General features: G+C 39.1%; 24 protein-coding genes. 20 read left to right on the plus strand and 4 right to left on the minus strand.

All coding sequences use genetic code 11. From position 1 onward, the window contains the following. Window positions 1-31 precede the first annotated feature (31 nt). Window positions 32-973, plus strand: a complete 942-nt coding sequence (locus LKM37_04925; protein ID MCI1720343.1) for a DMT family transporter — start codon at window positions 32-34, stop codon at window positions 971-973. Between the two features lie 36 nt (window positions 974-1,009). Here LKM37_04925 and LKM37_04930 read toward each other — a convergent pair whose 3' ends face one another. The 4 genes from LKM37_04930 to LKM37_04945 form a co-directional block, all read right to left on the minus strand. Then, window positions 1,010-1,951, minus strand: a complete 942-nt coding sequence (locus LKM37_04930) for a hypothetical protein (GenBank protein ID MCI1720344.1) — start codon at window positions 1,949-1,951, stop codon at window positions 1,010-1,012. Window positions 1,952-2,013: 62 nt separating this feature from the next. Continuing rightward, the gene (locus tag LKM37_04935; GenBank protein ID MCI1720345.1) at window positions 2,014-3,009 is read right to left on the minus strand and encodes a PrsW family intramembrane metalloprotease; all 996 of its coding nucleotides are present in this window, start codon (window positions 3,007-3,009) and stop codon (window positions 2,014-2,016) included. Between the two features lie 37 nt (window positions 3,010-3,046). After that, window positions 3,047-5,992: a hypothetical protein gene (locus LKM37_04940; GenBank protein MCI1720346.1), complete on the minus strand. Its 2,946-nt coding sequence runs from the start codon at window positions 5,990-5,992 to the stop codon at window positions 3,047-3,049. Window positions 5,993-6,014: 22 nt separating this feature from the next. Continuing rightward, window positions 6,015-7,163, minus strand: coding sequence for a hypothetical protein (locus tag LKM37_04945; GenBank protein ID MCI1720347.1), 1,149 nt, complete (start codon window positions 7,161-7,163; stop codon window positions 6,015-6,017). A 204-nt stretch (window positions 7,164-7,367) separates the two neighbouring features. On the opposite strand from LKM37_04945, the gene LKM37_04950 reads away from it, so the two are divergent. The 19 genes from LKM37_04950 (at window position 7,368) to LKM37_05040 (ending at window position 25,990) form a co-directional block, all read left to right on the plus strand. Beyond that, window positions 7,368-7,934: a flavodoxin gene (locus LKM37_04950; protein MCI1720348.1), complete on the plus strand. Its 567-nt coding sequence runs from the start codon at window positions 7,368-7,370 to the stop codon at window positions 7,932-7,934. 98 nt (window positions 7,935-8,032) lie between these two features. Then, window positions 8,033-8,578: a hypothetical protein gene (locus tag LKM37_04955; protein MCI1720349.1), complete on the plus strand. Its 546-nt coding sequence runs from the start codon at window positions 8,033-8,035 to the stop codon at window positions 8,576-8,578. 5 nt (window positions 8,579-8,583) lie between these two features. Continuing rightward, complete coding sequence (locus LKM37_04960) at window positions 8,584-9,126, plus strand: peptidoglycan bridge formation glycyltransferase FemA/FemB family protein (GenBank protein ID MCI1720350.1); 543 nt, start codon at window positions 8,584-8,586, stop codon at window positions 9,124-9,126. 297 nt (window positions 9,127-9,423) lie between these two features. Next, window positions 9,424-10,842 (plus strand): OprO/OprP family phosphate-selective porin, encoded by a 1,419-nt coding sequence (locus tag LKM37_04965; protein ID MCI1720351.1) that lies wholly within the window; start codon window positions 9,424-9,426, stop codon window positions 10,840-10,842. Between the two features lie 66 nt (window positions 10,843-10,908). Continuing rightward, a complete protein-coding gene (locus LKM37_04970) occupies window positions 10,909-11,820 on the plus strand; it encodes a lamin tail domain-containing protein (GenBank protein MCI1720352.1) in 912 nt (303 codons plus the stop codon). Window positions 11,821-11,901: 81 nt separating this feature from the next. Continuing rightward, window positions 11,902-12,546, plus strand: a complete 645-nt coding sequence (locus LKM37_04975; GenBank protein MCI1720353.1) for a hypothetical protein — start codon at window positions 11,902-11,904, stop codon at window positions 12,544-12,546. Between the two features lie 63 nt (window positions 12,547-12,609). Then, a complete protein-coding gene (locus tag LKM37_04980; protein MCI1720354.1) occupies window positions 12,610-13,083 on the plus strand; it encodes a CYTH domain-containing protein in 474 nt (157 codons plus the stop codon). A 66-nt stretch (window positions 13,084-13,149) separates the two neighbouring features. Next, window positions 13,150-13,941, plus strand: a complete 792-nt coding sequence (locus tag LKM37_04985) for an SdiA-regulated domain-containing protein (GenBank protein ID MCI1720355.1) — start codon at window positions 13,150-13,152, stop codon at window positions 13,939-13,941. Between the two features lie 157 nt (window positions 13,942-14,098). Then, complete coding sequence (locus tag LKM37_04990) at window positions 14,099-15,661, plus strand: DASS family sodium-coupled anion symporter (protein MCI1720356.1); 1,563 nt, start codon at window positions 14,099-14,101, stop codon at window positions 15,659-15,661. A gap of 599 nt (window positions 15,662-16,260) precedes the next feature. Continuing rightward, window positions 16,261-18,084 carry a DUF4153 domain-containing protein gene (locus tag LKM37_04995; GenBank protein MCI1720357.1) on the plus strand — a complete coding sequence of 608 codons (1,824 nt, stop codon included), beginning with the start codon at window positions 16,261-16,263 and terminating at the stop codon, window positions 18,082-18,084. A 685-nt stretch (window positions 18,085-18,769) separates the two neighbouring features. Further along, the gene (locus tag LKM37_05000) at window positions 18,770-19,057 is read left to right on the plus strand and encodes a hypothetical protein (GenBank protein MCI1720358.1); all 288 of its coding nucleotides are present in this window, start codon (window positions 18,770-18,772) and stop codon (window positions 19,055-19,057) included. Next, window positions 19,020-19,412 carry a hypothetical protein gene (locus LKM37_05005; GenBank protein ID MCI1720359.1) on the plus strand — a complete coding sequence of 131 codons (393 nt, stop codon included), beginning with the start codon at window positions 19,020-19,022 and terminating at the stop codon, window positions 19,410-19,412. The genes LKM37_05000 and LKM37_05005 overlap by 38 nt, the downstream gene beginning before the upstream one ends. 35 nt (window positions 19,413-19,447) lie before the next feature. Next, window positions 19,448-20,407 carry a hypothetical protein gene (locus tag LKM37_05010; protein MCI1720360.1) on the plus strand — a complete coding sequence of 320 codons (960 nt, stop codon included), beginning with the start codon at window positions 19,448-19,450 and terminating at the stop codon, window positions 20,405-20,407. Next, window positions 20,383-20,568: a hypothetical protein gene (locus LKM37_05015; protein ID MCI1720361.1), complete on the plus strand. Its 186-nt coding sequence runs from the start codon at window positions 20,383-20,385 to the stop codon at window positions 20,566-20,568. Before LKM37_05010 ends, LKM37_05015 begins: the two co-directional genes overlap by 25 nt. A 3-nt stretch (window positions 20,569-20,571) precedes the next feature. Continuing rightward, window positions 20,572-22,221 carry a hypothetical protein gene (locus LKM37_05020; GenBank protein MCI1720362.1) on the plus strand — a complete coding sequence of 550 codons (1,650 nt, stop codon included), beginning with the start codon at window positions 20,572-20,574 and terminating at the stop codon, window positions 22,219-22,221. A 107-nt stretch (window positions 22,222-22,328) separates the two neighbouring features. Beyond that, complete coding sequence (locus LKM37_05025) at window positions 22,329-22,877, plus strand: hypothetical protein (protein ID MCI1720363.1); 549 nt, start codon at window positions 22,329-22,331, stop codon at window positions 22,875-22,877. Window positions 22,878-22,920: 43 nt separating this feature from the next. Further along, window positions 22,921-23,103 carry a hypothetical protein gene (locus LKM37_05030; protein MCI1720364.1) on the plus strand — a complete coding sequence of 61 codons (183 nt, stop codon included), beginning with the start codon at window positions 22,921-22,923 and terminating at the stop codon, window positions 23,101-23,103. A 267-nt stretch (window positions 23,104-23,370) separates the two neighbouring features. Beyond that, a complete protein-coding gene (locus LKM37_05035) occupies window positions 23,371-24,027 on the plus strand; it encodes a hypothetical protein (GenBank protein MCI1720365.1) in 657 nt (218 codons plus the stop codon). Continuing rightward, window positions 24,014-25,990, plus strand: a complete 1,977-nt coding sequence (locus tag LKM37_05040; protein MCI1720366.1) for an AAA family ATPase — start codon at window positions 24,014-24,016, stop codon at window positions 25,988-25,990. Before LKM37_05035 ends, LKM37_05040 begins: the two co-directional genes overlap by 14 nt. The last annotated feature ends 5 nt before the right edge of the window (window positions 25,991-25,995 follow it).

Genomic DNA, 25,995 nt, shown 5'->3' on the forward strand with positions numbered 1-25,995 from the left:
GAGATAAGCGGGTTTATTTTTGGTCCTAATCATGGCAGACGGTAAAGTTATAAGGGGTCACATTAGCATTTTTTCTGCGTGTCTTATCTGGGGTCTTATGTCTCCGATAGGAAAAGACGCCATGAACAACGGCATTGCCGGTATAGACATGGTGGCTTTTAGAGTGATAGGTGCGGCCGTTCTTTTCTGGATTGCATCTCTTTTTTTTGGGCGGAAAAAAGCATTATCAAAGAACAATGGAAGCGGGAATACAAAGGTTCCTCCGCGCGATTTGGGAATGCTGGCGCTGGCAGCTCTGCTTGGACTTGTATGTAATCAATGTTGCTTCACTATAGGTCTGAGTATCACATCTCCCATAAATGCAAGCATTATTACAACAACATTACCCATCATAACGATGGTTCTTGCAGCCATCTTTTTAAAGGAGCCTGTGACGGGAAAGAAAATAATCGGAGTTGTGTGCGGAGCAGCTGGAGCATTGATTTTAATTCTGGCAAGCGCAAGAGCAACTGGTTCTAAATCAGGAAATTTGCTGGGTGATATCCTTTGCCTTGTATCCCAAATCTCCTTTGCCTGCTATCTTACTATATTCAAAAGACTTATACAGAAATATGATATAATCACCTTTGAAAAATGGATGTTTCTGTTTGGCTCATTGATGATCATTCCTCTAGCTTTCAGCCACCTGATGGCATTGCAATGGAGCGCAATATCTGTAAAGACGTGGGGCGAGACTGCATTCGTTGTTGTTGGTGCTACCTTCTTTGCATACATATTTATGATTACGGGACAAAAGGTTTTAAGACCAACTATCGTGAGCATGTACAATTATGTGCAGCCCATAGTTGCCTGTGTAGTAAGCATTATCGCGGGCCTTGCAGTTTTTGGATGGCTGCAGGGCGCCGCGATACTTCTTGTCTTTGCCGGAGTCTTCTTAGTAACCGTCAGCAAGGGGACAGCTGTGGAAAAATAAATTTGCCTTAGCGCATTTAATTATCCGGATTCTAGTCTATATAAATTGGATGCTAGGATGGCCGATTCCGCTTAATTGTTCGCTCAAAGAAATAACATTAGGAATTCTATCAATTCCTTTAAACGCCTCATTCAGCACTTTGCCTTGTTCTGCAGATTTTAATTGTGTAGGGGAAGGGTTTTTACCTATGAGTAAACAAGGTACACAGCAAACTCCATGCAGCATGCCGGGATTAATTTTTGCAATCTGCGGAATTAAATAAAACAATTTAAGATTTGCCGCGCTTGCTGCGTCAACCGCTGCGTGAGCAAGAGATTGGTTCCTTAAGAGCTCACCTAATTTATCAGATGCGCTTGCTTTGTCTCCGCACATAAATGCCAGGGATGACGCCTGAATAATATACTCCGAATAGGATTGCAGAATTTCACTATTTAGCTGACGTTGTTTTACAAAATCATTCATCTTTAACGTAAAGGCATTCAAATCATTAAGACGATAATTCATCAGCTGGAACAGATTAAGAGCCTGGCTTAAGTCCAAACTAAGATTGGCAACTTTTTTCTTGTTGCTCACATTGCCAAGTCCCTTTAAGTCCTTCTCCAGCAGTGCCGTCAGCTGTTCGCCTATTCCCATCACTTCATTCATCGGGTCAATATAATTTTCCAGCCCTTTAACTACGCCTATTTTTTGTTTTAGGGTCACGATAGATGCCGTTGTGGCTTTTGCCTGAACATATAAAGTCGCGTAGCCGGAAATTAATTTATTCCTGTAAGCGGTGTCTGTTTCAAACTTCTCAACTAGCTGAACATCAGCAGGAGAAGTTAATTGTTCCTGATGTTTGTTTGCGCGCCCGATTAGTCCGGAATCTCCGGTTGAAAGTCCTAGCTGTGCAAATGGGAATCCCAGCAATACACCAACAACGTATGCAAAAATTGCAACTACGATAATCCAAAGAATGTTTTTCTTTTTAGTGTCCATATTATTTGATATTTAGGTTATTTTATTTTCATGCAAGTTAATTTCATTTTTTAAATTAACGGTTAAGACATGGAGTCAATCTTCCACTCATTAAGCCTGCTCTGTTTAACAATTGGAGTTAGAGTCATTTGTGCCGTAGCTCCTATTTGCTTTTTTAATGTATTAAATTCCAGTACTTTATCTGATGTTTCCTTATTTTTAACTATCGGGAACCCGGCCTCCGCCCTCATCATATTTGTTTTGCTTGCAAGTGATAATTCATAATAGAGTCTTACGTAGCAAAACATATCAAAAAAACACTCCGGCTTAAATTGTTCCTTTACGGACATCATAAATTGTCCCGCTTTGGAATTTGAAAAAGTCCCGTTTTTCATTGCCGCAAGCATTTTTACTTCAGAGGAGAGTTCATCTTCTATCCAATTGCCTATGCTTTTTTCATTATACGAGAAAAGCACTATAGTCCAAATAGATACAGTGAGCAAGGTAACAAATAGAAGCAGCATTGGGGAAAGAAGAGGATGGGCGGCTACATTATTTAAATTATACAAAATATGCAGCATCATTGCAGGAATCAGAGCTAGAGGGAAAAAAGCATAAGGTGATTTTTTCTTGTTGGCAATCCAGCTCATTATCACTGCAGTACTTATTACTCCTCCGCAGTGCATAATCGCAGTACCCAAGCCCCTTACGAGTGCTGTCCCTACAACTATATCTGGATTGAAATAGATGTACAGAATATTCTCTAAAAATGAAAAACCGGCACCTATTGCTGCGCCATACAAAGCTGCATCAATAAAAAATGCGCAGCGGCGGTGCTTGAGCAGAACCAGTATCCATGCTCCCTTTATAACCTCCTCAATTATAGGGTCTCCAATTGTTCCGGCAGAAGGTGCTATGGCTCCAAGTCCTCTTATTACAAAGTAAGCAATCGGGACTGAGATAATGCCAAAACCAAATGAGAGCAACAGCACGTCCTTTCTCACCAAGGAAAAGCTGTCCAACCATAACAGTACAAGGATGAACAAAATAGGTGGCAGAAGGGCTATAAGGTAGAGCATAAATTTGTTTAGTATCTAAGTAAAAAATATTGCGCTTTTACAGTGTAAGCAACTTTAGAGAGAACATCCAGCGTCCCTTGTTTTTATCAAATCCGTGCAGCATGCGGGCATATCCTACGCTCCATGTTGTTTTAAGATAAGAGAATAGCACAAGTTCCAAAGAACATTGTCCTCCAACGTTTATGTAATTTTCTCTATTGCTGTTGAAAGGGTCTGTAGCCAAAAAAGTACTGTAAGCTGTAAATTGCAGATTTCTAGGATAAAACGTAGGAAGTCCTATGTTGCTGAAACGGATAGGGGGTGCAATTATCTCTCCGGTCAGCTTGCCATATTCCCGTGCTGAAATCTCATCAATTTTTGCGCCCGGCATAGCCTCAGAACTTCTATACAAGAAAGCGCTTTGGTAATCTACATAGTTATTGCGAAATCCTCCAAAATACGTGTATCCAAAACTTGAATTCTTATCTCCAAAAACTTTTCCGGCAGCGCCCCTAAGCCAGAAAGACATATTGCGCACTCCGGGGATAGGGAAGCCTTTGTCATAAGTAGCATCTACCTGAGAGAAAAATTTTCCTCCTACCAGAAAAGTGCTGAATGTTGCGGAGCAACTGTATCCCGCCTCATATTGAGCAGCTCCGGAAGTTGCCATAAGTTTGCTGGCGCTTATGCCTAAAGTGGCTGATTGCATGTTGTTTACATCAACAGCGATATTTTGGTAAAGAGGCATTGCGTCCAACATTCCGTATGTAGAAATATTAGCATACCATGTCCAGTTGAACGGCTCTCTTAAGATGTGGGGGCGTTTGTATGTAATCCCGACAGAATATCCGGCTCTTCCAACTTTTGTTGGGCCGAATAAATCATAAAAATCACACTTGTTAAAATATGCATCCGCACTCCAAAATCCGTATGACCAATTTGCTCCAATATGTATTTTTTTCCATGTCTTATAATTGCTCCATGGAGAAACACCTGCAAATAGCTTAAGACTATGATAACCAAGAGGATCAGAGAAATTCATTCTGTATCCTGCAACAATGGTATTTTTAAATCCCGCTATATCCGGATATGCGCCGTTAAGACTTAATTTTTTAATAGAGCTGTAGTTCTCAACGTCAGTGTTGTATTTAACTGTATCGGGCAGAGCGCGAATATCCTTTACCATTTTTGTCCAATCTTTTAGGACAGGATTTTTATCATAAGCCTCTTGTCCAAGAAAAGCAATTGGGTTTGCCTCTGTTAATATTTTCCTCTTAAGAGTTACCGGCTGCAATCCTTCATGGAAAAATTGCATTGCAAATAGTGAATCTTTCCCATACTCAACTGGTGAGTAAATGCCTGTTTCAACGTTAGTTAGCAAATCAAACTTTCCGGTTTTCCGGTTGATTTGCCATAAGTTTCCAACACCTGTATAATAAGAAGTTCCAATTACACATGAGTCATCCAAGGAGTAATCAAATTGATTTAAAGTAGTGCCGGGGTCTCTGAATATAGTCTTATATTCCAAGTGTCCAAGGTCCATCCCCCTAACATCAAATTCAATTAAAGATTGCTCGCCGTCAAGACTGTTAAGGCATCCCATAATTGTTTTCCCGTCGTGAGAAATAGCAAGATCGCTCAAAACTTCTCCAAGCTGGAAGCTGTACAGCGTAACCATTTTGCTCAAGTCCTTGTTGTAGTATAGCAAAGTTGTTTTTCCCTCATTATGCATAAGGCCGTACAATCTATTATTTGCTTTATCGTATGCAATAGATGAAACACGGGTTAAATACTTCTGCTGCAGTTTTTTACCTGTTCCCATGTCGTAAACCGCAAGTCCTCTGAAAGCGTTGTTCTGAGTAGTTACAAATAAGCGGTCTCCCTCCTCATCAACGGCTATATAGCATACGTCATAAAGAGTGCTGCTCTCAACCGGCGCAAGCTTTCTAGTCTTTCCGGTCTCACTGTTAATTGCGCATACGTAGCCAAGTTCCCCGGGGTGATTTACACCCACAACAAATTCTTTTCTTTTGCTGTTGTACACCACATTAGAGGCAGAACCCATATTGCGTGAAGTAAGGAACTTTGTCTCTGTAATTGGGTATCTTGCAATAGAATCCAAATTTTTTTGCTGAAAAACTTTTTCATAATCTCTCCATTCATTCCATACAGAGGAGAGACTTTTGCCATATACATTTTTGAACTGGTTAATAAATGTAGTGCGGGTGCCGTCTTTCCTGTTAAAGAACATCATCATTTTTTCAACTCCATATTTGTCTGCCAGATAATTAACGAATCTGGTGCCGTACAAATAGGAGTTGGCGCCAACTTGGAAATCTTTTGCAGTGCCCTCTGCATCAAGTCCCGTGACAGTGTATAAAGTCTGGTTATCTTTAATAAGCGTGCGGAAAAACATCTCATCGTAATTGCCCATGGATCTGCCTACTCCGCCGTTTAACCATGTTTCCATAAAAATTGCAATGCCCTCCTGGTACCACCTTGGAGAGTACCATCTTGGAGTTGTCAGGAAGCTCGCGACAGCTGAAAGGGGCGAATGGGCATCAGTTCCAACTTTGCCCAGAAAAACTTTGCGCCATATCTCATCCGGAGAGGCCGTTTTATCACACATTGCTATGTGTGTTTCCTCATGGTTGAATATATCCTGAAATCTCTCCGTATTAGGCATTATGTTGTAATGCAGACTTGGAGGCGCAACATAGACTGAAATAAAATTATACGGGGTAACGCATGCTCCTCCGTTGCCGTCGTCTTGTAAATCATTCAGAAACAGATATGTTTTTTTAGGACGGTATCCCCAAAGATTTGCATGAGCGTTATAGGCTCTGTCATAAGTCTTTAGGATGTATGGAACAAATGGCGAGAGATAATCTCCCGCCATTATTATGTTCACGTGGTCATTTTCTACTTGCTTAAGAAACTTCTGCGCGGAAAGCTGAATGCACAAGCCCAAAAGTGCCGTAAGCAGCAGCAATTTTTTTAACATGTCCTTTGAGAATAATTGATATTTACGGATTTAGAGGTTTGTATCTTTCTTGTCTGCCCATGCCTTTGCCTGCATTTGTAGCTACGTTCATTATAGCGCCGGTCATTTCTGAGGTAAGTGAAACAAGCGGTTTAAATTTTTCAATTCTTCCAACGCCTCCCATCTGAGACATTTTCAATGACATGCTGCCAGCATCCCTGGACATTAGGATTGGCTCCACGGTAATCATGCCAATCGTAGATGAGTTAGCAGCATTTTTGCCAACCATAGCTGAGTTAGCAGCATTTTTGCCAGCCATAGCGGAGTTAGTAGCGTTTTTGCCAACCATAGCTGAGTTAGTAGCACCTTGCCCAACCATAGCTGAGTTAGTCTGTAAGTTTAAAAAGATATCTTTTATGACACCTGCAGCTCTCTGGCCGCAATTGCTTCTCAGGTTGACACTTCCTGCTACTGCTGCATAATTTAGGGCGGCATTTTTAGTTGCAGCCATAGAAATTCCGGACATGCCGGCTGCTTTTCCAAAAAATCCCAAAGTCCTTTTAGCTCTTGCATTATCTCCGCATGATGAGGCAATGTCAGAGGACTCTACAAGAAATTCTGAATATGTTTTAAGAACATCATCATTAATTTTTTTCTGTGCGCCCAGTTGCTGTGTCTTCTCTGAGAACTCTTCCAAGTCCGCAAGACGGCTGTTCATAAGCTGGAACAGGTTAAGAGACTGGCTCAGCTTAAATGTTAAATTATCTGCAGGTTTTTTCTCGCTTACAGCTTTAAGCCCTTGTAAACCACCCTCTAACGTAGTTGCAAGCTGATTGCCAACCTCAGTTATCTCATTCATTGTAACAGAGTATGAAGCAAGTTCTTTTACGGAACCTGTCTCCTTTTTCAAAGATTCTATTGTTGCAAGTGTTGCCTTTGTCTGGACATATAAAATGCCATACCCGGCAGTAAGAGTGTTGCGGTAATTGGAATCTGACTGATACTTTTCTGCAAGTTTTAAATCAGCCGGTGAGTTAACAAGTTCCTGTTGTTTGTTTGCGCGTCTGATGCCGCCTAAATCTCCAGAGGTTAATCCTCCCTGGGAAAAAGGAAATCCTAGGAAAGCTCCAATAACATAGGCTAGGATTGCAGTTAACACAATCCAGAGAACATTTTTTTGCTGTGTTTTCATGTTTTTATGTTTGTTTATGGTTAGTTATCAGTTAGGTAATGCGAATATACTAAATATAAACTAAAATTGTCCCATTTTTTCACAACATAAAATTATCAAATTATGAACATCAGTAATTTGTATACAACAATCAGTAATTTATATAACTCACGATAGTCTTAAAACTTATACATTTGCAATAGAAAGAATTAAATAATAATTGATATGAGGAAAATTTTAATGGCTCTTTGTCTGCTGACAATTTCTGCGGCAGCAACGTGCCAGACTAAAACAACAAATGTTATGAATAACAAAAAAGTATTGGTTGCATATTTTTCATGCACCGGAAACACTCGCCAGCTAGCAAAGACATTGGCAAAAACAGTAAACGGAGATTTGTATGAAATAACTCCGGAACAACCTTATACAGAGGCAGATTTAAATTGGCAAGATAAAACCAGCAGAAGCACTATCGAGATGAATAATAAAGCCTCCAGGCCCGCTATAAAAGGGAAGTGCGAGAATATGAAAGAGTATGATGTGGTGTTTGTAGGGTTCCCAATTTGGTGGTATCAGGCGCCAACTATAATTAACACATTTTTGGAGAGCTATGACTTCTCCGGAAAAATTGTTGTTCCATTCTGCACATCAGGTTCAAGCGCTCCGGGCAATACAGATAAATACCTGCATCCTTCTTGTTCAAAAGAGACATCATGGCGTCCTGCAAAAAGATTTGAGCCTAACGCAAAAGTTTCAGTTTTAGAGTCTTGGGTAAAGAGTTTGAAATTTTAAAACAATAGCTTCTCTTTTTTGAAACGGGCTTGACTCGCTTTGATATAAGGCCTACCTTTGTACAAAACAATGGCGGGTCTTTTTTTTAGTGAGTTTTTATGGAATTAAGTATAGAAAACAAATCAATTATTGATGTTTACGACACTCCAATTATCCAGCAAACATCTTTTTGGTCACGTGTAAAAAAACGGCAGGGACTTAAATCTTTTGCATTTGATTATAAAGCGCGCAATAGAGATTTATATTTAAATGTTGGCGGGTACTCTTATACCCAGGCTGATTTCTTGCTTTTTTTGCAGTACTATAATGATAATGACTGTGTTGCTTATGTCCCTTATGGTCCGGAAATAGAACCTTCGGAAGAGAGACAGGGTGCGTTTTTAGAGGAACTATCGGAATCCATACGCTCATATCTGCCAAGGGATTGCGTGGCCATAAGATATGACTTAAACTGGCGCTCACATTGGTGCAAAGAGTCTGATTATAATCAGAATGGAGAGTGGCTTGGAGCTCCGGAAAAAACTTATCAGGAATTTCAGGTGAATTACAGCACGCAGAATCACAACCTTGTGAAGGCAAACAGCGATATCCTTCCGTCCAATACAATTATCTTGGATTTATCTGATAATAAAGCTCTATATTAGCAAAGATGAAACCTAAAACCAGATACAATATCGGACTGTCCGGAAGAAAAGGAGTAGAGGTAAAAATAGGTTCTTCAAAAGATTTGCATGTGTGGTATGAGTTGTATAAAGAGACTGCAAAGAGGAATGGCTTAAATATTAATGACATATCTTATTTCCAATCTGTGTTTGCCGCAAAGATGGAAGATGATAAGCAAGCTGTTCAGGTAAAGCTTTTAATTGCTTGCGTAGATAATATTCCTTTGGCGGCAATGTTCTTAATTATTTCTAATAACAGAGCCACATATCTTTATGGCGCATCGTCCTCATCTATGCGTAATTATATGCCTACCTACGCATTGCAATGGAAGGCTATTAATATTGCAAAAGAATATGGCTGCAATGAGTATGATATGTTTGGAATTGCGCCAAATACTGAACCGTCCCATCCGATGCACGGACTTTATGTTTTTAAAAGCGGTTTTGGAGGTAAAATTTATCATCAGATGGGATGTTGGGATTATCCGCTAAGGAAAAGGCATTTTCCATTTTGCAGGCATCTGAATTGAGTAACAGGGGATATTATATTTGAGAATCTTAAGCAGCGAAAAATAGCTAAAAAACAGACGGGCACACAAAGGTAACAAAATTTTAATCAAAATGTTACAAGGAAAAATTTCTGCGGCGAATCAGCTGCAGAAATTTTTTTTAGTTTTGTGCCGTGGCAACCAAGACCCGCATCTGATACGGCGACTTTTTACAAGACGGCAACCAAGATACCCACATATAAATTTTGAATTTATTACTTGGAATTGAGACTATTACACAAGTTGCAATAATTTATTTTAATTTTAATATTTAACTTTATGAAAAGCAAAACTTTATTTTTGTTGATCACAGCGTTGCTGTTTTCTTTTAGCTTAAGTGCTCAGGAGAAAGACAGTTGCAAGCACAAGATGTGCATTAAAACCGGCGCAGCCGCCAGGCAAATAAACGACGTCCGCTACAATCAGTATGGAGTTGCAGTTAACAGACTTCAACTTTCCGCTGAGGACAGAGACGGAGTACTTGTTTTTGAGGCTCCTGACCAGAGTTATAAATTCTGGTTTGATAATAGAGTCCAAGTTGATGGTGCTACCTTCTTTGGCAATGACAAGAACTTTGACAAGATTGGAGACGGGGTCTCTATCCGCAGGGCAAGATTTGCCGTAAAGGCCAAATTAAAAGACTTTTATGGAGAGGTTGACTTAGACTTTGCAGACGGAGTTTTTGAACTTAAGGATGCTGTTGTCGCATATTATGGACTTAAAAACTTTGAATTTAAAGCGGGTAACTTTAAGGAGGGATTCTCAATGGAAGAGACTACAACTTCCAGATATCTTCCGTTCATTGAGCGTCCTATGATTGTCCAGACATTTGCACCTTCTCGTCACCTTGGATTCCAGGCAGCTTACAGCTATAAATGGTTATTGGCTGAGGCAGGCGTTCATTTCCAGGAGGTTAAGGACTTGGAGATTAGAACAAATGTTGAGGATAATAACAAGGATTATGGCCGCAGCTCAGGTCACAGCTTTACAGGCAAGATGGTTGTAATGCCTTTCTATGATCAGACAAATTACGGTTTGCACGTTGGTGCAGCCGCTTCTTACAGAACTCCAAAATCTGACGTTGCAGAGAGCGATTATAACGGAGACAGATTCAGCACAAGAAACTCTACTTCTATCAACCGTAAGAAATATCTTGATACAGACGTTATTCCAAACGTTGACCATGACTTCTTATATGGCTTTGAGCTAGCAGGTTTCTACAAAGGTTTAAGATTCCAGAGCGAGTACATTGGCAATAACACTTATATCAAAAATGACGGACCAACTTACAAGTTCAAGGGATGGTATGCTTATGTAGGATATCTTTTGTTTGGAGGTCATCAGAGATATAACTCTGCAGAAGGTGAATTTACCCAACCTCAAAGGGGCCGCAGCTGGGGTGATTTAGAGGTAGTTGGAAGATATGAGTATTGTGACTTGAACTCCCAGACAATCTATGGAGGTTCTGCTCAGGCTTACACTCTTGGTTTGACTTATTATATTACCAATAATGTAAAAATCCAGGTTAACTATCAGTACAATGATAATGACCGTTATGCAAATGGCAAGGGCAAACTTAAGACAGGTTATGACGCAAACGGAAAAGCTACCAGCGACTATACAAAGATTGTAGATAAGAAGGGCAAGGGCGGAGTAGATTACAACATGCTTGCTATGCGTTTTGAAATTGACTTCTAATAATCACGACAGAATACATTGAATATTAGAAATTTACAAAGAATAATAAAATAAATGAAATATATTATGAAGAAATTTTTAACAGTAATCATGACAGTTCTTACATTGTCATTGGTGATGTCTTCATGCGTAAAAGACAAAATGTTTGTTGGCGTACCTTCAGTATCTGCCATTGCAAGTACTCCTACAACCGCTACTCAAGATGATGCAGTTACAATTTCCGCTGTTCTTTATGATTTAAGCGGAATTAAATCTGCTACATTAAACTATACAGTAAATGGCGGTGCTGCTCAGTCAGTAGATATGACTTTAAGTGGTACGACATATACTGCAGTAATTCCAAAACAGGCAGATAAAGCCGTTGTAAAATACACAATTACAGCAGTCAGCAATAACGATAAGAGTTTTACATCAGCTGAGCAAAGCTATACTGTAGGCGAGGGTTTAGGTTCATTGTCAGATATAAAGATTAATGAAGTTAACTCAGACGGCAAGTATATAGAAATCTATAATACAAGTGATAAGGCTGTAGTAATCAGCGGAATAAAGTTTGCAAAGAATGCATCTGATGCTTACTTTGTAGATGGAACTGCTGCTACAATTCAGGTTGCAGAAGGAACAAAGCTTGGTGCAAAGAGTTATGCTATAATGGGATGCAAGGGCACTGACCTTTCTGCTGATGCAGCTGCTGCCGGCGCCATGTATCTTGGAACATCTACTACGGGACTTTCCGGAAAGAAATCATTGCTTGTAATTTTACAAGACAAGGACGGCAAGACCGTTGACAGTTTTGTTAACTCTGCTAACACAACTCCTGCTATCTCAGATACTTGGGATGGGGCTGTTGAATATGTATTTACAGTTGCTGCGCGTATTCCAGATGGTACCGGAGATTTTTATTCCGTAACAGAAGCTACATTAGGCAAAACAAACGGCACAACACCAAGCGCTAATAAGTTCACTCATAAATTAAACTAACAGCAAATTGATTAGACGTTAGCATTCAGTGAGTTAATCACTGATTGCTGATGTCTGATTTAAAAAAAATAAAAAAAAGATATGGCAAAAGAAGAGATGAAAATTGGAGAGATTTCAAAACCTCGTTTTGAATTCCGCTCCTTTGGACAATGCTTCTGCAAAGCGGCAGAAAGAATGGCACGCTTGTCAGTCCCTGTACCTGAGAAGGTTTGGGAGAGAAGCAGCGATGAGATTTATATCATCTCCAGAAAAAATGATATTAACAACACAAAAATCCGCAACGGAAAAATGGACATAAAAACTTATGTTAAATCTGTTGACGGTTTTGAGCAGTGGAATCCTCTAATGAAAGGGGAATTCCCTATAAGCAAAGAAGTTCTTGAGAAAGAGGTATTTCCAGCCTTCATGGTAGAGATGCCAAAACTTACTAAAGAGACTTATACTTATGAAGAATTCATCGCGATGGTTAAAGCTAATCCGGACCTTGCGGCAGTTCGCGTTCACAAGCAGCGCTTTGGCTACATGGTAAATGACACTATCTGCGAGTACGGCAACGTCCTAATTAACGGAGCTAAGGTTGTTACTATTAATTCTGAATCTACTGAGGTTGAGGACCTTAAGAAGACAATAAAAGATTGCGGACTAGAGGGTGTGGAGAACATTAATTATCTTCAGGCTATCAAGCGCGTAATTGGAATGTCAGATAAACCTCTTGCAAATGAGTAATAATTAGATTGCTGCAGGCTTATAAAACCTGCGGCTGTCTATTTTATTTAAAGATTTTAAGAAATGGCACAAGAAATAGAACGTAAATTTTTGGTTGCAGGTGACTTCAAAAAAGAGGTTACAAAAGCAACACGCATCACTCAAGGTTATCTTAGCTCAGTTCCTGAAAGAACTGTAAGAGTGAGAGTTAAAGGAGAGAAAGGATATATCACTATTAAAGGTATTGGCAACGCTTCAGGCGCAGACCGCTTTGAGTGGGAGAAAGAAATTCCTACCGCAGAGGTTAAAGATTTGCTGAAAATCTGCGAGCCCGGAGTTATTGACAAGACTCGTTATCTGGTTCCTGCCGGCAATGGCCGCACCTGGGAAGTTGATGAGTTCTACGGAGATAACGATGGTCTAACTGTCGCTGAGATAGAACTTGGTTCTGAGGATGAAAAATTTGACAAACCGGCTTGGCTTGGCCAGGAGGTTACAGGAGATGTAAAATATTACAACTCTATGTTGATGAAGAATCCTTATAAAAATTGGAAGTAATTATTTTGCGTCGGTTGTCCTTCATACGGATGACCGACGTATTTTATTATTAATGAGGTTAGTAAATTGAAGACTTTTTCTTTTTTTAATAAATTTTTCGCTGCTGCAATCTTGTGCGCTGCTGTTGTTTTTGTTGCGGAAGGGTGTACAAAACACGGCCCGGACCAGGGCGGCGGTTCAGGAAATGGAACTGATTCAGCTACATATACAGAACTTTCAACAACTGGATTGAGCGGATTGTCAGGACTTTGTATGACTCCCGACAGCTCTTTGCTTTATGCGGTCTGTGACGGCGGAATATTATATAAGCTGAATTTAGACGGTACCACAAATTCTAAAGTGTATGAGGGAACTAATGATTTTGAGGCAGTTACAGTGAATCCTTCTACAGGCGATATTTATCTTGCAGATGAGGGAACGATGACCGTATGGCATCTTAACAGCGGGCTGCTGGAGAAAGTCGTAACCATAACGGTACCAAATGCTGTCGCGAACAAAGGCCTTGAAGGTCTGACCTGCGGCGGCGGAAATTTATACATAGCAAATCAGGCGTCACCTACAGAAATATTTGTGTATAACCTTGCCTCTAAGAAAATTACAAAGGAAGTCACAGTCACTTTTGCGGGTTATCTTTCTGATTTATGCTATGACCAAAAAAATGGAACAATCTGGATTATGGATAGCCAAAAGCAAAGTATCTATCATTGCGATGCTAACCTTAATCTTTTAAAAACATATTCTGTAGCTTTTATCACAAAAGGCGAGGCATTATCTGTTGACTATAAGGACAAATGTTATTGGGTTGGGTCTGATGCCAATTCTCATATTTGGAAAATTCCTTTTGCATATTTTAATTAGAAAATAGAGTTTAAAACTGATATAAATATTTACTTATTCTAGTTACTTCAACAAAGTATATTATGGCGGAGAATACACAGGCACAGGCAATTGCAGCCGGACAAAATAATACAATGCATCTGTCGCGGAGCATAATAATGCATTCAATGTCCTGGACATGAACAATTACAAGATTGAGAAACTGCCCAAGATGCAGAAATCCGGTTTTGAAAAATGGATGGCTATTGTTGGAGGACCTTTGGCTGCAATAGCATTTATTTATATCTATTGGTTTGCGCAGATCCCTTTTTTGGACCATCTGAATTTTGCTGGTCTTAAAGATGCGTCGCTTGCAAGGTATGATGTGCTGGGGGCTGCCAAGTTTGTCCGGGCAAATTATGCAATGCTTGCAATTTTTGCCGCAGCCATAATCCTTTGGGTTACAGAGCCTATCCCTAATTATCTTACATCTTTGCTTTTGATTTTGGGCATTGTGCTTACTCATGTTACAACGGATAAAGTTGCGTACGCTCAATTGGGTCACCCTGTTATGTGGCTGAATATCTTGTCGTTTGTGCTGGCCAGCATGTTGGTAAAAACGCGGGTGGCTAAGCGGCTTGCACTGTGGCTGGTTGTAAAATTTGGAAAGAGCACTACAATGCTGGTTGTCTGCTTTCTTGTACTAAACCTTATACTATCTGCAATTATCTCAGCTACAACGGCTAAGGCTGCTATTCTTCTTCCCGTTTTTATGGTAATTTGTGCAATTTACGGAGATACCGGCGGGGACAAGAGAACAAACTTTGGACGTAACATGGTGCTGCAGAATCTGTTCCAGAATAATGTCAGCGCCTCCGGATTTCTTACCGGCTCTGGTGCAAACCTTTTGGCCGCCTCTTTGATTGCAGGCGCAATGGGTATGGACATGTTCAGTTATCAGGATTGGTTTATTGCTGGTTTCCCATTGGCGATAATCTTGTTAATCCTTGGACTGCTGATAGGTACAAAGATTATATTCCCCGTTAAGCCGGAAGACAGAAAGCCAAAAATTCCAGGCGGCATGGCTTATTTGAAAAATGAGCTGGACTCAATGGGAAAGATGTCTTTCCAAGAGTATAAAGCTATCGCGATATTCCTGCTTGTGGTTTTGCTGTGGGCTACTGATAAACAGACACATATAAATGAAACTGCAGTTGCCTTCATTGGTGCTGTAATTGCTCTGATGCCTGGAATTGGAATTGTAAAATGGAATGAAGTTGACATCCCTTGGCACCTGATGCTTTTCTCCGCCGGCGCATATACTTTGGGCGCAGGACTGGATGCTACAGGCCTTCCTGTCACAATGGTGGATGCCTCATTTAACGCAATGGGAATTTCCGCTCAAACTCCTTTCTGGGCTATCTACATGATAATGACAGGAATAATGCTGTTCAGCGCCTTGCTGTTTGAGTCAAAGACAATGAGGGCTCTTATTTTTATCCCGATAGCTATTGGTGTTGCAGAGAGGTTCCACTATCCTATAATGAGCCTTGCCTTCCCCGTAGCGCTGCTTATAGAGCACGTATATGTATTGCCGTTCAACTCCAAACCAGCCGCATTGCTTTATACCACAAACCATTACAGCTGGGGTGACACCTTCAAATTTGGAATGACCATGATGGTAGTCTCCTGGGTTATGATTATGGTTTGGGGAGACACCATGCTCCGCTGGCTGGGCTACACTAACGGCGTTTTCTTCTAGGATTATCTCAGATTATCTCAGATTACCTCAGATTCCCTCAGATTATCTCAGATTATCTCAGATTATCTCAGATTGGATTGTGTACCCCATAGGGGATACTGTATATCAATATGTTACGAAAGATCACGATTTTAAATCAGCGATATTTTGTAACTATCTGATTTTCAATGTTGCCCCAGACTATCCCAGATCAGACAGTTACGCTTGTACCTCTCCAAGGCCGCATACCCGCGACCGGATGTGCCCAAGACAAGCGGCAGTGCCGCGAGTCCGCGACCGTAGGGAGCGTGCCTTTCCGCGGCGGTAGCCGCGTTAACCACAAGGCATTACGCCGCTTTGTGGCGGAATGCTCTGCATGTGACGCAAGGCGGCACATGCAACCTCGGCGCACTGCAACACTTATCTTATGCAAAGTCTTGTTATGCTCTTGCTTGCGCCTACGGTTTTTTAACGGCTTATTGCCTGGGCTGCGTTCAGCGCGGCAATTGTGCCTAAAACCTCATGGCCGCAGGGCAAGACATAACTTCAACTCTGCATACAATCTTTGGCTTGCAATTTGATATTAGGCATAACCGTTAGGGTAAAAATATCATAAGGTTATGAATAAGCTTAAATCTGTTTGGCAAGAGACTGTTAAGACTATTAAACAGTTTCCTGTGGAGTTTGCATTTGGCGCAACTATGTTTGTGCTGATGTTTGTTGCTGTTATTCTTGGAGGACCACATGACAATAACATTTCAGCTGCAGGCAAAGCGTATTGTTCACATGTTTATAATGTAGCAGCATTTGCTTTTCAGCTGTTCGTTATTATTTACACTTTGCATAAAATTCTGATTTCCAGGCAACAAACTGGAGTGCAAACCGGAAGACAAACCGGAACACAAAACGTAGCGCAGACAGGTGCACAAGTCAGAGTGCAAACCGGAACACAAAACGTAGCGCAGACAGGTGCACAAGTCAGAGTGCAAACCGGAGCACAAACACCTGTTTGGAAATACCTTTATATAGCATCATATTTCTTTTTCATCCCTTTGCTTTTTATTAATCTGGATAACTTCATCAATTCAGATTCAAAGTATTTTGCGGTCACAATAATTCTCTCTTTCATGTTGCTGTATTTGGACTTTGGCGGCCATGTTAGAACTAATGAGCAGTTTGCACACCGTGCTGTAAATCTGACTATTCATGGCTTATTTACAATTTTGATTTGTGCTATCTCAATATTAGCGGTGGTGCTAATAGTCTTATCTGTTAACTATATTTTTGAAATCAGTAATTCTATTTCCGAGCATATCTCTTACGCCTGTGGGTATTTTATTTGTTTTATTGTTGCACCTCTATTGTTCTGCAACTTTATGAGCAAAGAGGAGGAGAGCGGTACTAAAAATCACCAAATATCTCATATCATTGTAGATTTTGTAATGTCTCCTACCATTCTCATTTACACGCTTATACTGTTCATTTATTTTATCACGATAGTTTGCAAATGGAGCCTGCCTAAGGGAGATATTGCATATATGGTGAGCGCATTTGTGGCGGTGACTTTGATTGGATTTGTGCTGCAGTACGTCCTTCCAAAGCGCTACTATGATTGGTTTTACAAGAATTTTACATGGATTGCAATTCCGCCGCTGGTTCTTTATTGGATAGGCGCATGCCACAGAATTGCTCAATACGGATTAACGCAAGAGCGTGTGTATCTGATTATTGTGGGTGTGCTGATGACTCTGTTTGTCCTGATGCTTGCAACTGAAAAAACCAAAAAATTCCGTGCAATGCTGTTGATTGCTTTCTGTGCGGTTGCCGTTTTTACATACATTCCCGGAGTCTCCGCAAGCAGCATAGGAATCTGTTCACAGACAAAAAGATTTGAGCAGAAGCTGTCGCAGCTTCATCTGTTAGACCCTGTTACTCATAAGATTACGGCAAATATAGATGTTGCAAAAATCTCCACTAATCAAAAACTTATCAAAGAGTATGCAGAGGCAAAAGATATTTATGACTATTTGAGCGGGGCCATGGGCCATGAAATTGTGGAGAGCAAATACGGAAAATTCAACTTTGATTACGACTATGATGATTCTGACTACACGCAGAAAAATGCAGAACTATATTTCTCCTCTGACGGAGCCAATGTAGATCTTGGCGACTATAATGTTATGGTTCAGCAGGATATACGTGTAAGCTGCGATAAAGATTCAATAAAAGTTAGCCCGGCAACAGGGGACAAAATCCTTTTCTCATTCCCGATAGGGAAATACATCAAGGATAATCCTGGCATCCTAAAAGAGGCGCATACTCATCCTGAAAAACTCCTGGTCTTCAGGGGCGACTCCTCCATGCTTGTAATCGGAAGTCTTACTGTCTCTTACAAAGAGGGGAAATCTCAGATATTTCATGCTATGATGCGAACATCTTCTTGAAAAAATAAGGGTAGTTTTATGTAAATTTGCTTACCTAAACAGCAAATTCAACGCAGACCCAAACTTAAACTTAAATGAAGAATTTTTTTAGAAAACTTTTTGGCCGCAAGAAGTCAGATGATTACTTTGACAGATATAGAGCAGGGTGTAAAGTTATAAATACAGATCAACGCAGACCCAAACTTCCATTTTTTTAGAAAACTTTTTGGCCCCCCCCTATAGCTTTGACAGATTTGTAAAGTTTAAACACAGATTTCCAGACCCCCCTATAGTTTTGAAGATGTGTATTTTAGCAAAGACCTTCCTTTTAAGCCGGATAAGAATGAAATAATATACATAGAATCAAAGTATTATGAGGAGATAAATCATTTTTTTAGCAGTTAACTTCGGCTTTTGGGTTCAGAATCTTGGAGATTGTGAAGCAGACAATGCTGACTATCGGCTAACATTTTTTCCGGAGACTTACAAAAACTTCAATGCCAGAGAGGCTGTCAGATATTATCTGCCCAATCTTAGCCCGAATGCAACGCCGGATGAAATCAGCCAAATTATTTATGATAAGATTCTTTCTTGCGTCCTGCCAGGTTCTGCAGAGATTAAGCATGGCTTCATAAAGTACAAAGGTGAGGAGGATGGCAAGTATGTTTTCTCTTATTATGAGTTCAAGTATGAAGGTTATGATCACATGTTCTGTGATTATTATGAGTATTTTAAAGGAATTGATTATGAACATTATGAAGATGAGACTGCTATTGCTTCATGTGAAGAAGAACATGATGTTCCGGAGAATGAAACCGCAGATTACGGTTTCTCCAGAGGTGAGGCAGATAAAATTACAAGGGAGATACAAGAGCGTATAAACCGATTAAGAGTGCTTGGCGTGAGCCAGTTGGTCATTCAGAGAGCTTTTTCATTCAGACCAAAAACTGAGCAGTATGGTGATTACCAAGGATTACAGAATCTTTTTGCCTGACTACAATAATATGGAGATAGAACTTTCACCGCTGCCCAAGGCGCTTTTTATTCTTTTTCTTAAGCATCCCGACGGAATAAGGTTTAAGGAGCTTTCCCAATATAGAGATGAGCTTGAGCGTATCTATTTGACTATCAGTAATAGAGAAGACATTGGAGATATGGCAAAAAGCATTGCTGATATGACGGACCCAACCAAGAATTCCATCAATGAAAAATGTTCCAGAATTAGGGAAGCCTTCATTTCAAAGTTTGATGAATCTCTTGCATCAAAATATTTTGTAACGGGCAAACGAGGCGAGCCTAAGGTCATAGCCCTGGATAGGAATCTTGTGAAATTTGAATTAATTAATTAATTTGTCCAGCTGAAATTTAAACTATCCCAAACTTAATGACTGATATAGAAAAACTTTTCGGAGGCAGTGAAGAGTCTCGGGCCTTTTATGAAAAATATTTAAAACCTAAAAAGCTGACCCTGCCTAATGTATATTTTAGCAAAGGTCTGCCTTTTACACCGGATAGAAACGAGATAATTTACATAGAGTCAAGTTATTATAAAGAAGTTAATGAACAACTCAGCATTAATTTTGATTTTTGGCTTCAGGACTTAGGTGATTGTGAAGAGGACAAGGCCAGTTATCGTTTAACTTTTTTCCCTGAGACTTATAAACACTTAAATGCTCTTGATGCTGTCAGGTATTATTTGCCAAACTTGAGTAGTCACGCCAGACCAATAGATGTAAGCAAACTGACTTATAATAAGATTCTTTCTTGCCTCCTGCCTGGCTCTCCTGAGATTAAATGTGGTTTAATCAAGTATATTGGTGAAGAGGATGATAAGTATGTTTTCTCTTATTATGAATTTAAGGAAACCAAATTTAATAATTCGTTTCACGCCCTGTATACGTACTTTCGTGGAATTGATTATCAGTACTATGAAGATGCTGTTGCATCATGTGAAGAAGAACACGATGTGCCAAGGAATGAAACCGCTGATTACGGTTTCTCCAGAGGCGAGGCAGATAAAATTACAAGAGAAATACAAGAGCGTATAAACCGTTTAAGAGTTCTTGGCGTGAGCCAGATGGTAATCAAAGAGCTTTTTCATTCAGACCAAAAACTAAGCAGTATGGTGATTACCAAGGATTACAGAATCATTTTGCCTGACTACAATAATATGGAGATAGAACTTTCTCCGCTGCCTAAGGCGCTTTTTATTCTTTTTCTTAAGCATCCCGACGGAATAAGGTTTAAGGAGCTTTCCCAATATAGAGAGGAGCTTGAGCGTATCTATTTGACTATCAGTAATAGGAAGACATTGGAGATATGGCAAAAAGCATTGCTGATATGACGGATCCAACCAAGAATTCCATCAATGAAAAATGTTCCAGAATCAGAGAAGCCTTTGTCTCAAAGTTTGATGAATCTCTTGCATCAAAGTATTTTGTAACGGGCAAACGCGGTGAGCCTAAGGTCATAGCTCTGGATAGAAATCTTGTAAAATTTGAATAAGTTATGTGGTGGATAATTTTAATAGTGTACGCAATATTTGCTACGGCGATTTTGATTGGCGACGATGACTTTGGTGATATAAATTCTGTATTATATGAGGCTTTTACAGAGCCAGTTAAAGGTCCTCTTAAGTGTAATAGCAAATACCGGATTTGGAATCGCACTGAAAGAATTATAAATGTAACATTGAAAGTGCTTTCTGCAATTGGAGTCTTTATCATTTTGTATTTGTCCTATTCAATTTTTTTTATTCCGTATATAGCGGATAAGATTTATGATGAATTTACTTATCAAATTCCAAATGATTTGAAACCTTTCCCTGGTACTTCCGAATGGAAAGAAAAACAAGAGGTTAAAACTTGTAGAAAAGAATATCCGGAAACTATTCATAGAGAGATTTTCTTAAGTACAGATATTCCTTTTGAACCAGCTGCCGATGAAATTATTTACCTAGAAAATGAATATGATGAGCCTCATAATAAATATATTAGAGAAAATTTTGTAGAACTGTCAAAACTCTTTGAAAAAAAAGGTTTCAAGTTCCGCTATCTTCCCGCCATTGCGCTAGATCTGTCAAAAAATTTGACTTATGATGGAGAACAAATAAGTGAATATGATATTAATAGGAAAATTGGTAAACTAAGCTATGATGTTATATTGAAGTATTTGCACAATGTCGGAATTGTGCAATATACAGATGCATACCAAGATTTATACGCAGTAAAATTACCGCGTCCTTGCAAATGCACCCCTGATAATATCCGTCCATCTTTTATCCATTATAAATGTGCTTTGGATGACGATGGAGAAGATTATAATTGTGTAGAAGAAATTGACGGCAGGTCTTATTACAGGTTCTCATATTATGAGCTTAAACCCGTTAAAAAAGGCGGCGCTACTTTGCACTCGCAAATTGTTTACTACCTAACTGGTCTTCAAAAATATGATGGTGTAGTGCGATTTCGTCCTATACCAACCGACGAAGAAAGAGAAGAAGAAAAAAATATAAAGGAGGAAATAAAGCGTCAAAAAGAAGCTTCTGTTGAGGCTATTGCTAATGAAGTGGTTTCCACCTTTGCCTTTGAAAAAGAACAAAAGCAGAAAGATGAGTTTTCTGGCCCGAAAATAGTTGACCGAGGTAGTTTTGATATAGAAAAAGAGAGAATTCTTTTAAATGAGTTAAAAAAATCTATTGATAAACTTCTGCAAATGGGTGTGGGGAAGGGCGTTATAATAAGTTTACTTAATACGCCTGATAAACTTAGCAGGCTTGTTGTTACTAGAAATTACAGAATAATTCTTTCGGATTATAATAATGCCGTAATTCCGATGTCGCCTCTTCCAAAGGCTCTTTTCATTCTCTTTCTTAAGCATCCAGAAGGAATTGCGTTCAAGAATTTATCTGATTATAGAGATGAACTGACAAAAATTTACATGTCTATCAGCGGTCGTGAGAATCTTGATGATATCTCAAAAAGTATTGATAGTCTTGTAGATCCGTGCTCTAATTCATTAAATGAAAAATGCTCGAGAATAAGAGAGGCTTTTATGTATAGGCTTAGTGAGTCTATTGCTAGAAATTATTTTATTACAGGTAAACGTGGAGAAACTAAGGTAATTACTCTTGACAGGAAGCTTGTAATCTTTAGATAAGTCTCTTGTTTAATCTGTGTAGCCCGCAAGTTTTGCAAGGCTTGCAAAAATCTAATCTCAATTTGTCTGCTTAATACTTTTGTTTAACAATTTGTTAGACAAGAGCTATGAGTAGTAATTTACCTGCATGCAGCAGAAAAATTAGCACGCTTTCTGCTGAAGCACAGAGGATTGCCGATGAGATAAAAGATAGGGTCAGTAAACTTAAGGAGCTGGGAATTGGCGGAGATGAGATAGAAAAGTTGTGCCGTTTGGATTTGACATTCAGCAACGTAGTTATAACCAAAGACTTTCGCATTTTCCTTCCCGGTTATGACAATGTAGAAGTTGAGTTGTCTCCGCTGCCAAAGGCCGTGTACATCCTTTTCCTAAAGCACCCTAAAGGCATAGCTTTTAAGGACTTGCCAAAATATAAAAAAGAACTGTCGGGAATATATAAAAGCATCAGCAATAGAGAGCATCCAATAATTATTTCCAGAAGTTTGGATGATTTGGTGAATCCAACCAAGAATTCAATTAATGAGAAGTGTTCCAGGATTAGGGAGGCGTTTTACGCAAAGGTGCCTGGCCCACTGGCTGAGTTTTATTGTGTGACGGGCGGTAGGGCAATGGCAAAAAAAATAATTCTGGACAGGAAATATGTCAAATTTGAGTAAATATTTAAATTACAATAAGTTAAACTTCTAATATTATTTAATTATGGGTCAGCGGATTTATTATAAATGTCTTTCCTGCGGAGAAATATTTGCAAGAAAAGGTGTAGGAATGAGTTGTGCCTTTCTATACTGTGATAAATGTGGAAAAGAGACGCAACGCGACTATGATGAGCTAAATGCAAATTTGAAGTGCGAATGCGGTGGTACGTTTAGAGTAGATGAATGATACAATCATTTGTCCGAGATGCCATGGAGATAAAGTTGAAAAGTATTCTGGCGATGAAAATGGTTTAGATCCCTATGTTGATGATGCTGGTCTTCTTTGGGATTAATGTTGTGAGATTATGAATGACAAAAATAGAAAAGAAAAACTCCCCATTAGGGAAGAATCATATTTTAAAAATGATGACATTGAAAATGAGAATGATAGCCAGGATGAATATAGTGGTCTTTATTTTATGTTTCCTGATTTTTTACTAAATTTGAGTGAATTATGAAAAACATCACTAATATCCCTGGCTTTGACAAGGATATAGAAATAGTAGATTATATTGAATCTCCCGGGGTTTCGGAAGAGGATGAGTTGCTGCAAGCTCCCGCTTGTAATTTGGGTGGTGCAATAGCGTTCAAAAATCCAGCTTTTTTTGTGGATGAAACTGTGGCCGATGATTTTACCTATGAGTTGCCGGACAGCAGGAAGTTCCGTGGAAAACATGTGCTAGATAAGGGATTATACGCCTCATACTTGCTGATGCGTTCTGCTTTCTATCACAGAAATCATTGTTTGTTTGTTGTTCTTTACAATTGTAAAGTTTGCCCGGTCATTTTTGCTGTTTATGCAAATGAAAATGATCCCAAGCAAACGCGCTTTAAGTTTAAGGCCATTAGAGTGAATCGTAATAATAATAATGGTATAAATTTTTATAAGAGTGTCCTGAGTATGAGGGAGTTGCCGTGGCGGGAAGCAAAGGCATACGATCCAATGGTTCAACAAATAATGGACCCGATGTTTTCATCTCATGATGCATGGATGGCTTGGTGTTTCAATCTTGAGGACACTAGAAAGGCCAAAGCCGTCCAGGGAGGCGAAACTGCTAAGGAGGCAGTTGAGATAAAGCGGTTATATTTCATTAATTATGGATTTTACTAGTGATCAGCGGGTAGCTATTCAGGAGTTTGAAGCGTTCTTAAATAAAAAAGAGCAAGTCTTTATTCTTAGGGGTTCTGCTGGTACTGGTAAAACAACTCTCTTGAAGCAGTTTATAAATATTCTTGGAGGTAGACGCAATTTTCGATTGATGGCACCTACGGGGAGGGCGGCATTAATCCTTGGGAAAAAGACAGGATTGAATCAACTGTCTGCTACTATTCATAAAACCATATATGGAGTTGAACATGAACTAGATAGCGTTGATGATTTTTTGATTTTTAAGTTAAAAGAAAATACTGATCCTATAGACAGTGTTTACTTTATTGACGAGGCATCAATGATTTCTGACGTTTATTCAGATGGAGATATGTTTCGTTTTGGCTCCGGTTTTCTTCTAAAAGATTTATTCTTGTATTGTAACCTCTTGGGTTCCCATAGAAAAATTGTTTTTGTGGGTGACTATGCTCAGTTGCCCCCTGTGTTTCAAAATATTTCTCCTGCTCTTGATGCAGATTATTTGACAGAACATTACAATGTTAAGATTATATCTTCTACTCTGAATGAGGTAGTTAGGCAAGTCTCTTCCAGCGGTATTTATCAAAATTCTCTTCTTATTCGCGATAGTATTAATCGTAAGGAGTTTAATAAGTTTAGAATTTCTGACAGCAATGATGTTTGTTGCTTAGAGCCTAATAATTTTATTGACGAATACAAAAAAATCCTTTCTGGCAATTCGATTAACGATATAATTGTAATTACGCACTCTAATTCTGTTGCCCTCCATTACAATAAATTAATCAGAGAAATCAAATATGGCAGTGAGCAGCAAACTATAACAGCAGGAGATTTACTCTTAATAACAAAAAATAATTACAGTAATCCTTTTGAATTATTCAATGGTACTATTGTAACGGCAGAAGATGTTAAAAGTAAAGTTGAAGTGCATAATCCTTTTGTGGGAAAAGAAAAAATTAAACTGACTTTCAGGAAAGTCACTATTTGCGGTCAAGATTTTTCTTCTTTTGATACTTATATCCTGGATGATTTTTTAGTTGATTCATGTGGAGCTGTGCCTATTTCTATCCAAAAGGCTCTATGGGCTGATTTTGAGCAACGTATGAGGGCTATAGGTTTAAAACCAAAAGATGAAAGTTTTAGGCTCAGGATAAAAAATGATCCGTACTATAATGCATTGCAATGTAAGTATGGTTATGCAATCACTTGCCACAAGGCGCAAGGTGGAGAGTGGGCTTATGTCTTTGCGGATATGAATGCTCTAATGGGGAAAAATACGGAAATGTATTATAGGTGGGCCTATACTGTTGTTACTAGGGCCACTAAGTATTTATGGCACATGTCTTCTCCTGAGTTTTCTGCTGTAGATCAATTTGAATTTAAGCCAATTGTTAAATGTAATGCAAGCCAATTTAATTTCTTCGTCCCCGATGGTGAGAATTTTTTGGATTATAGATTTAAGAATATTGAGAGGATAGCTCGGAAGCAAGATATTAATTGCACGGAGAGTAGGATTGCTGCCTATCAGCATATTCTGGCATTTATGAAAGATGAAAAGCTTTGCAAATTAACACTTTGGTATAATAATAAATCATATTCTGGTAAAATTATGATTCTCAATAGCAATGATGCCGATTTTGTTGATGTTTGTAAAAATATCTGTCGTGAGTCTATAATTTATCACGGAGTTCTGCCTTTTAAGCCAAAGTCTGATTTCCAAGAAGTTATGCATGATAATATCATGGATGTTGCCAAAGAGTGTGATGTAAAAGTTTTAAATATTGAGCAAAAAGATTGGAGCGATATTTATTACTTGCAAACGGAGGCAGATTCTGCATATATAGAATTTTTCTACAATAAAAAACATGTTTATACTTATGCTCAGCCTAAAAGTACTTTGGGAACAGATGATGCTGCTTTACAGAATTTTATTGAGCATTTTAATTAATACCA

It is taken from the genome of Bacteroidales bacterium (genome assembly GCA_022647615.1).
In the GTDB taxonomy this organism is placed as follows: Bacteria; Bacteroidota; Bacteroidia; order Bacteroidales; family UBA932; genus Egerieousia.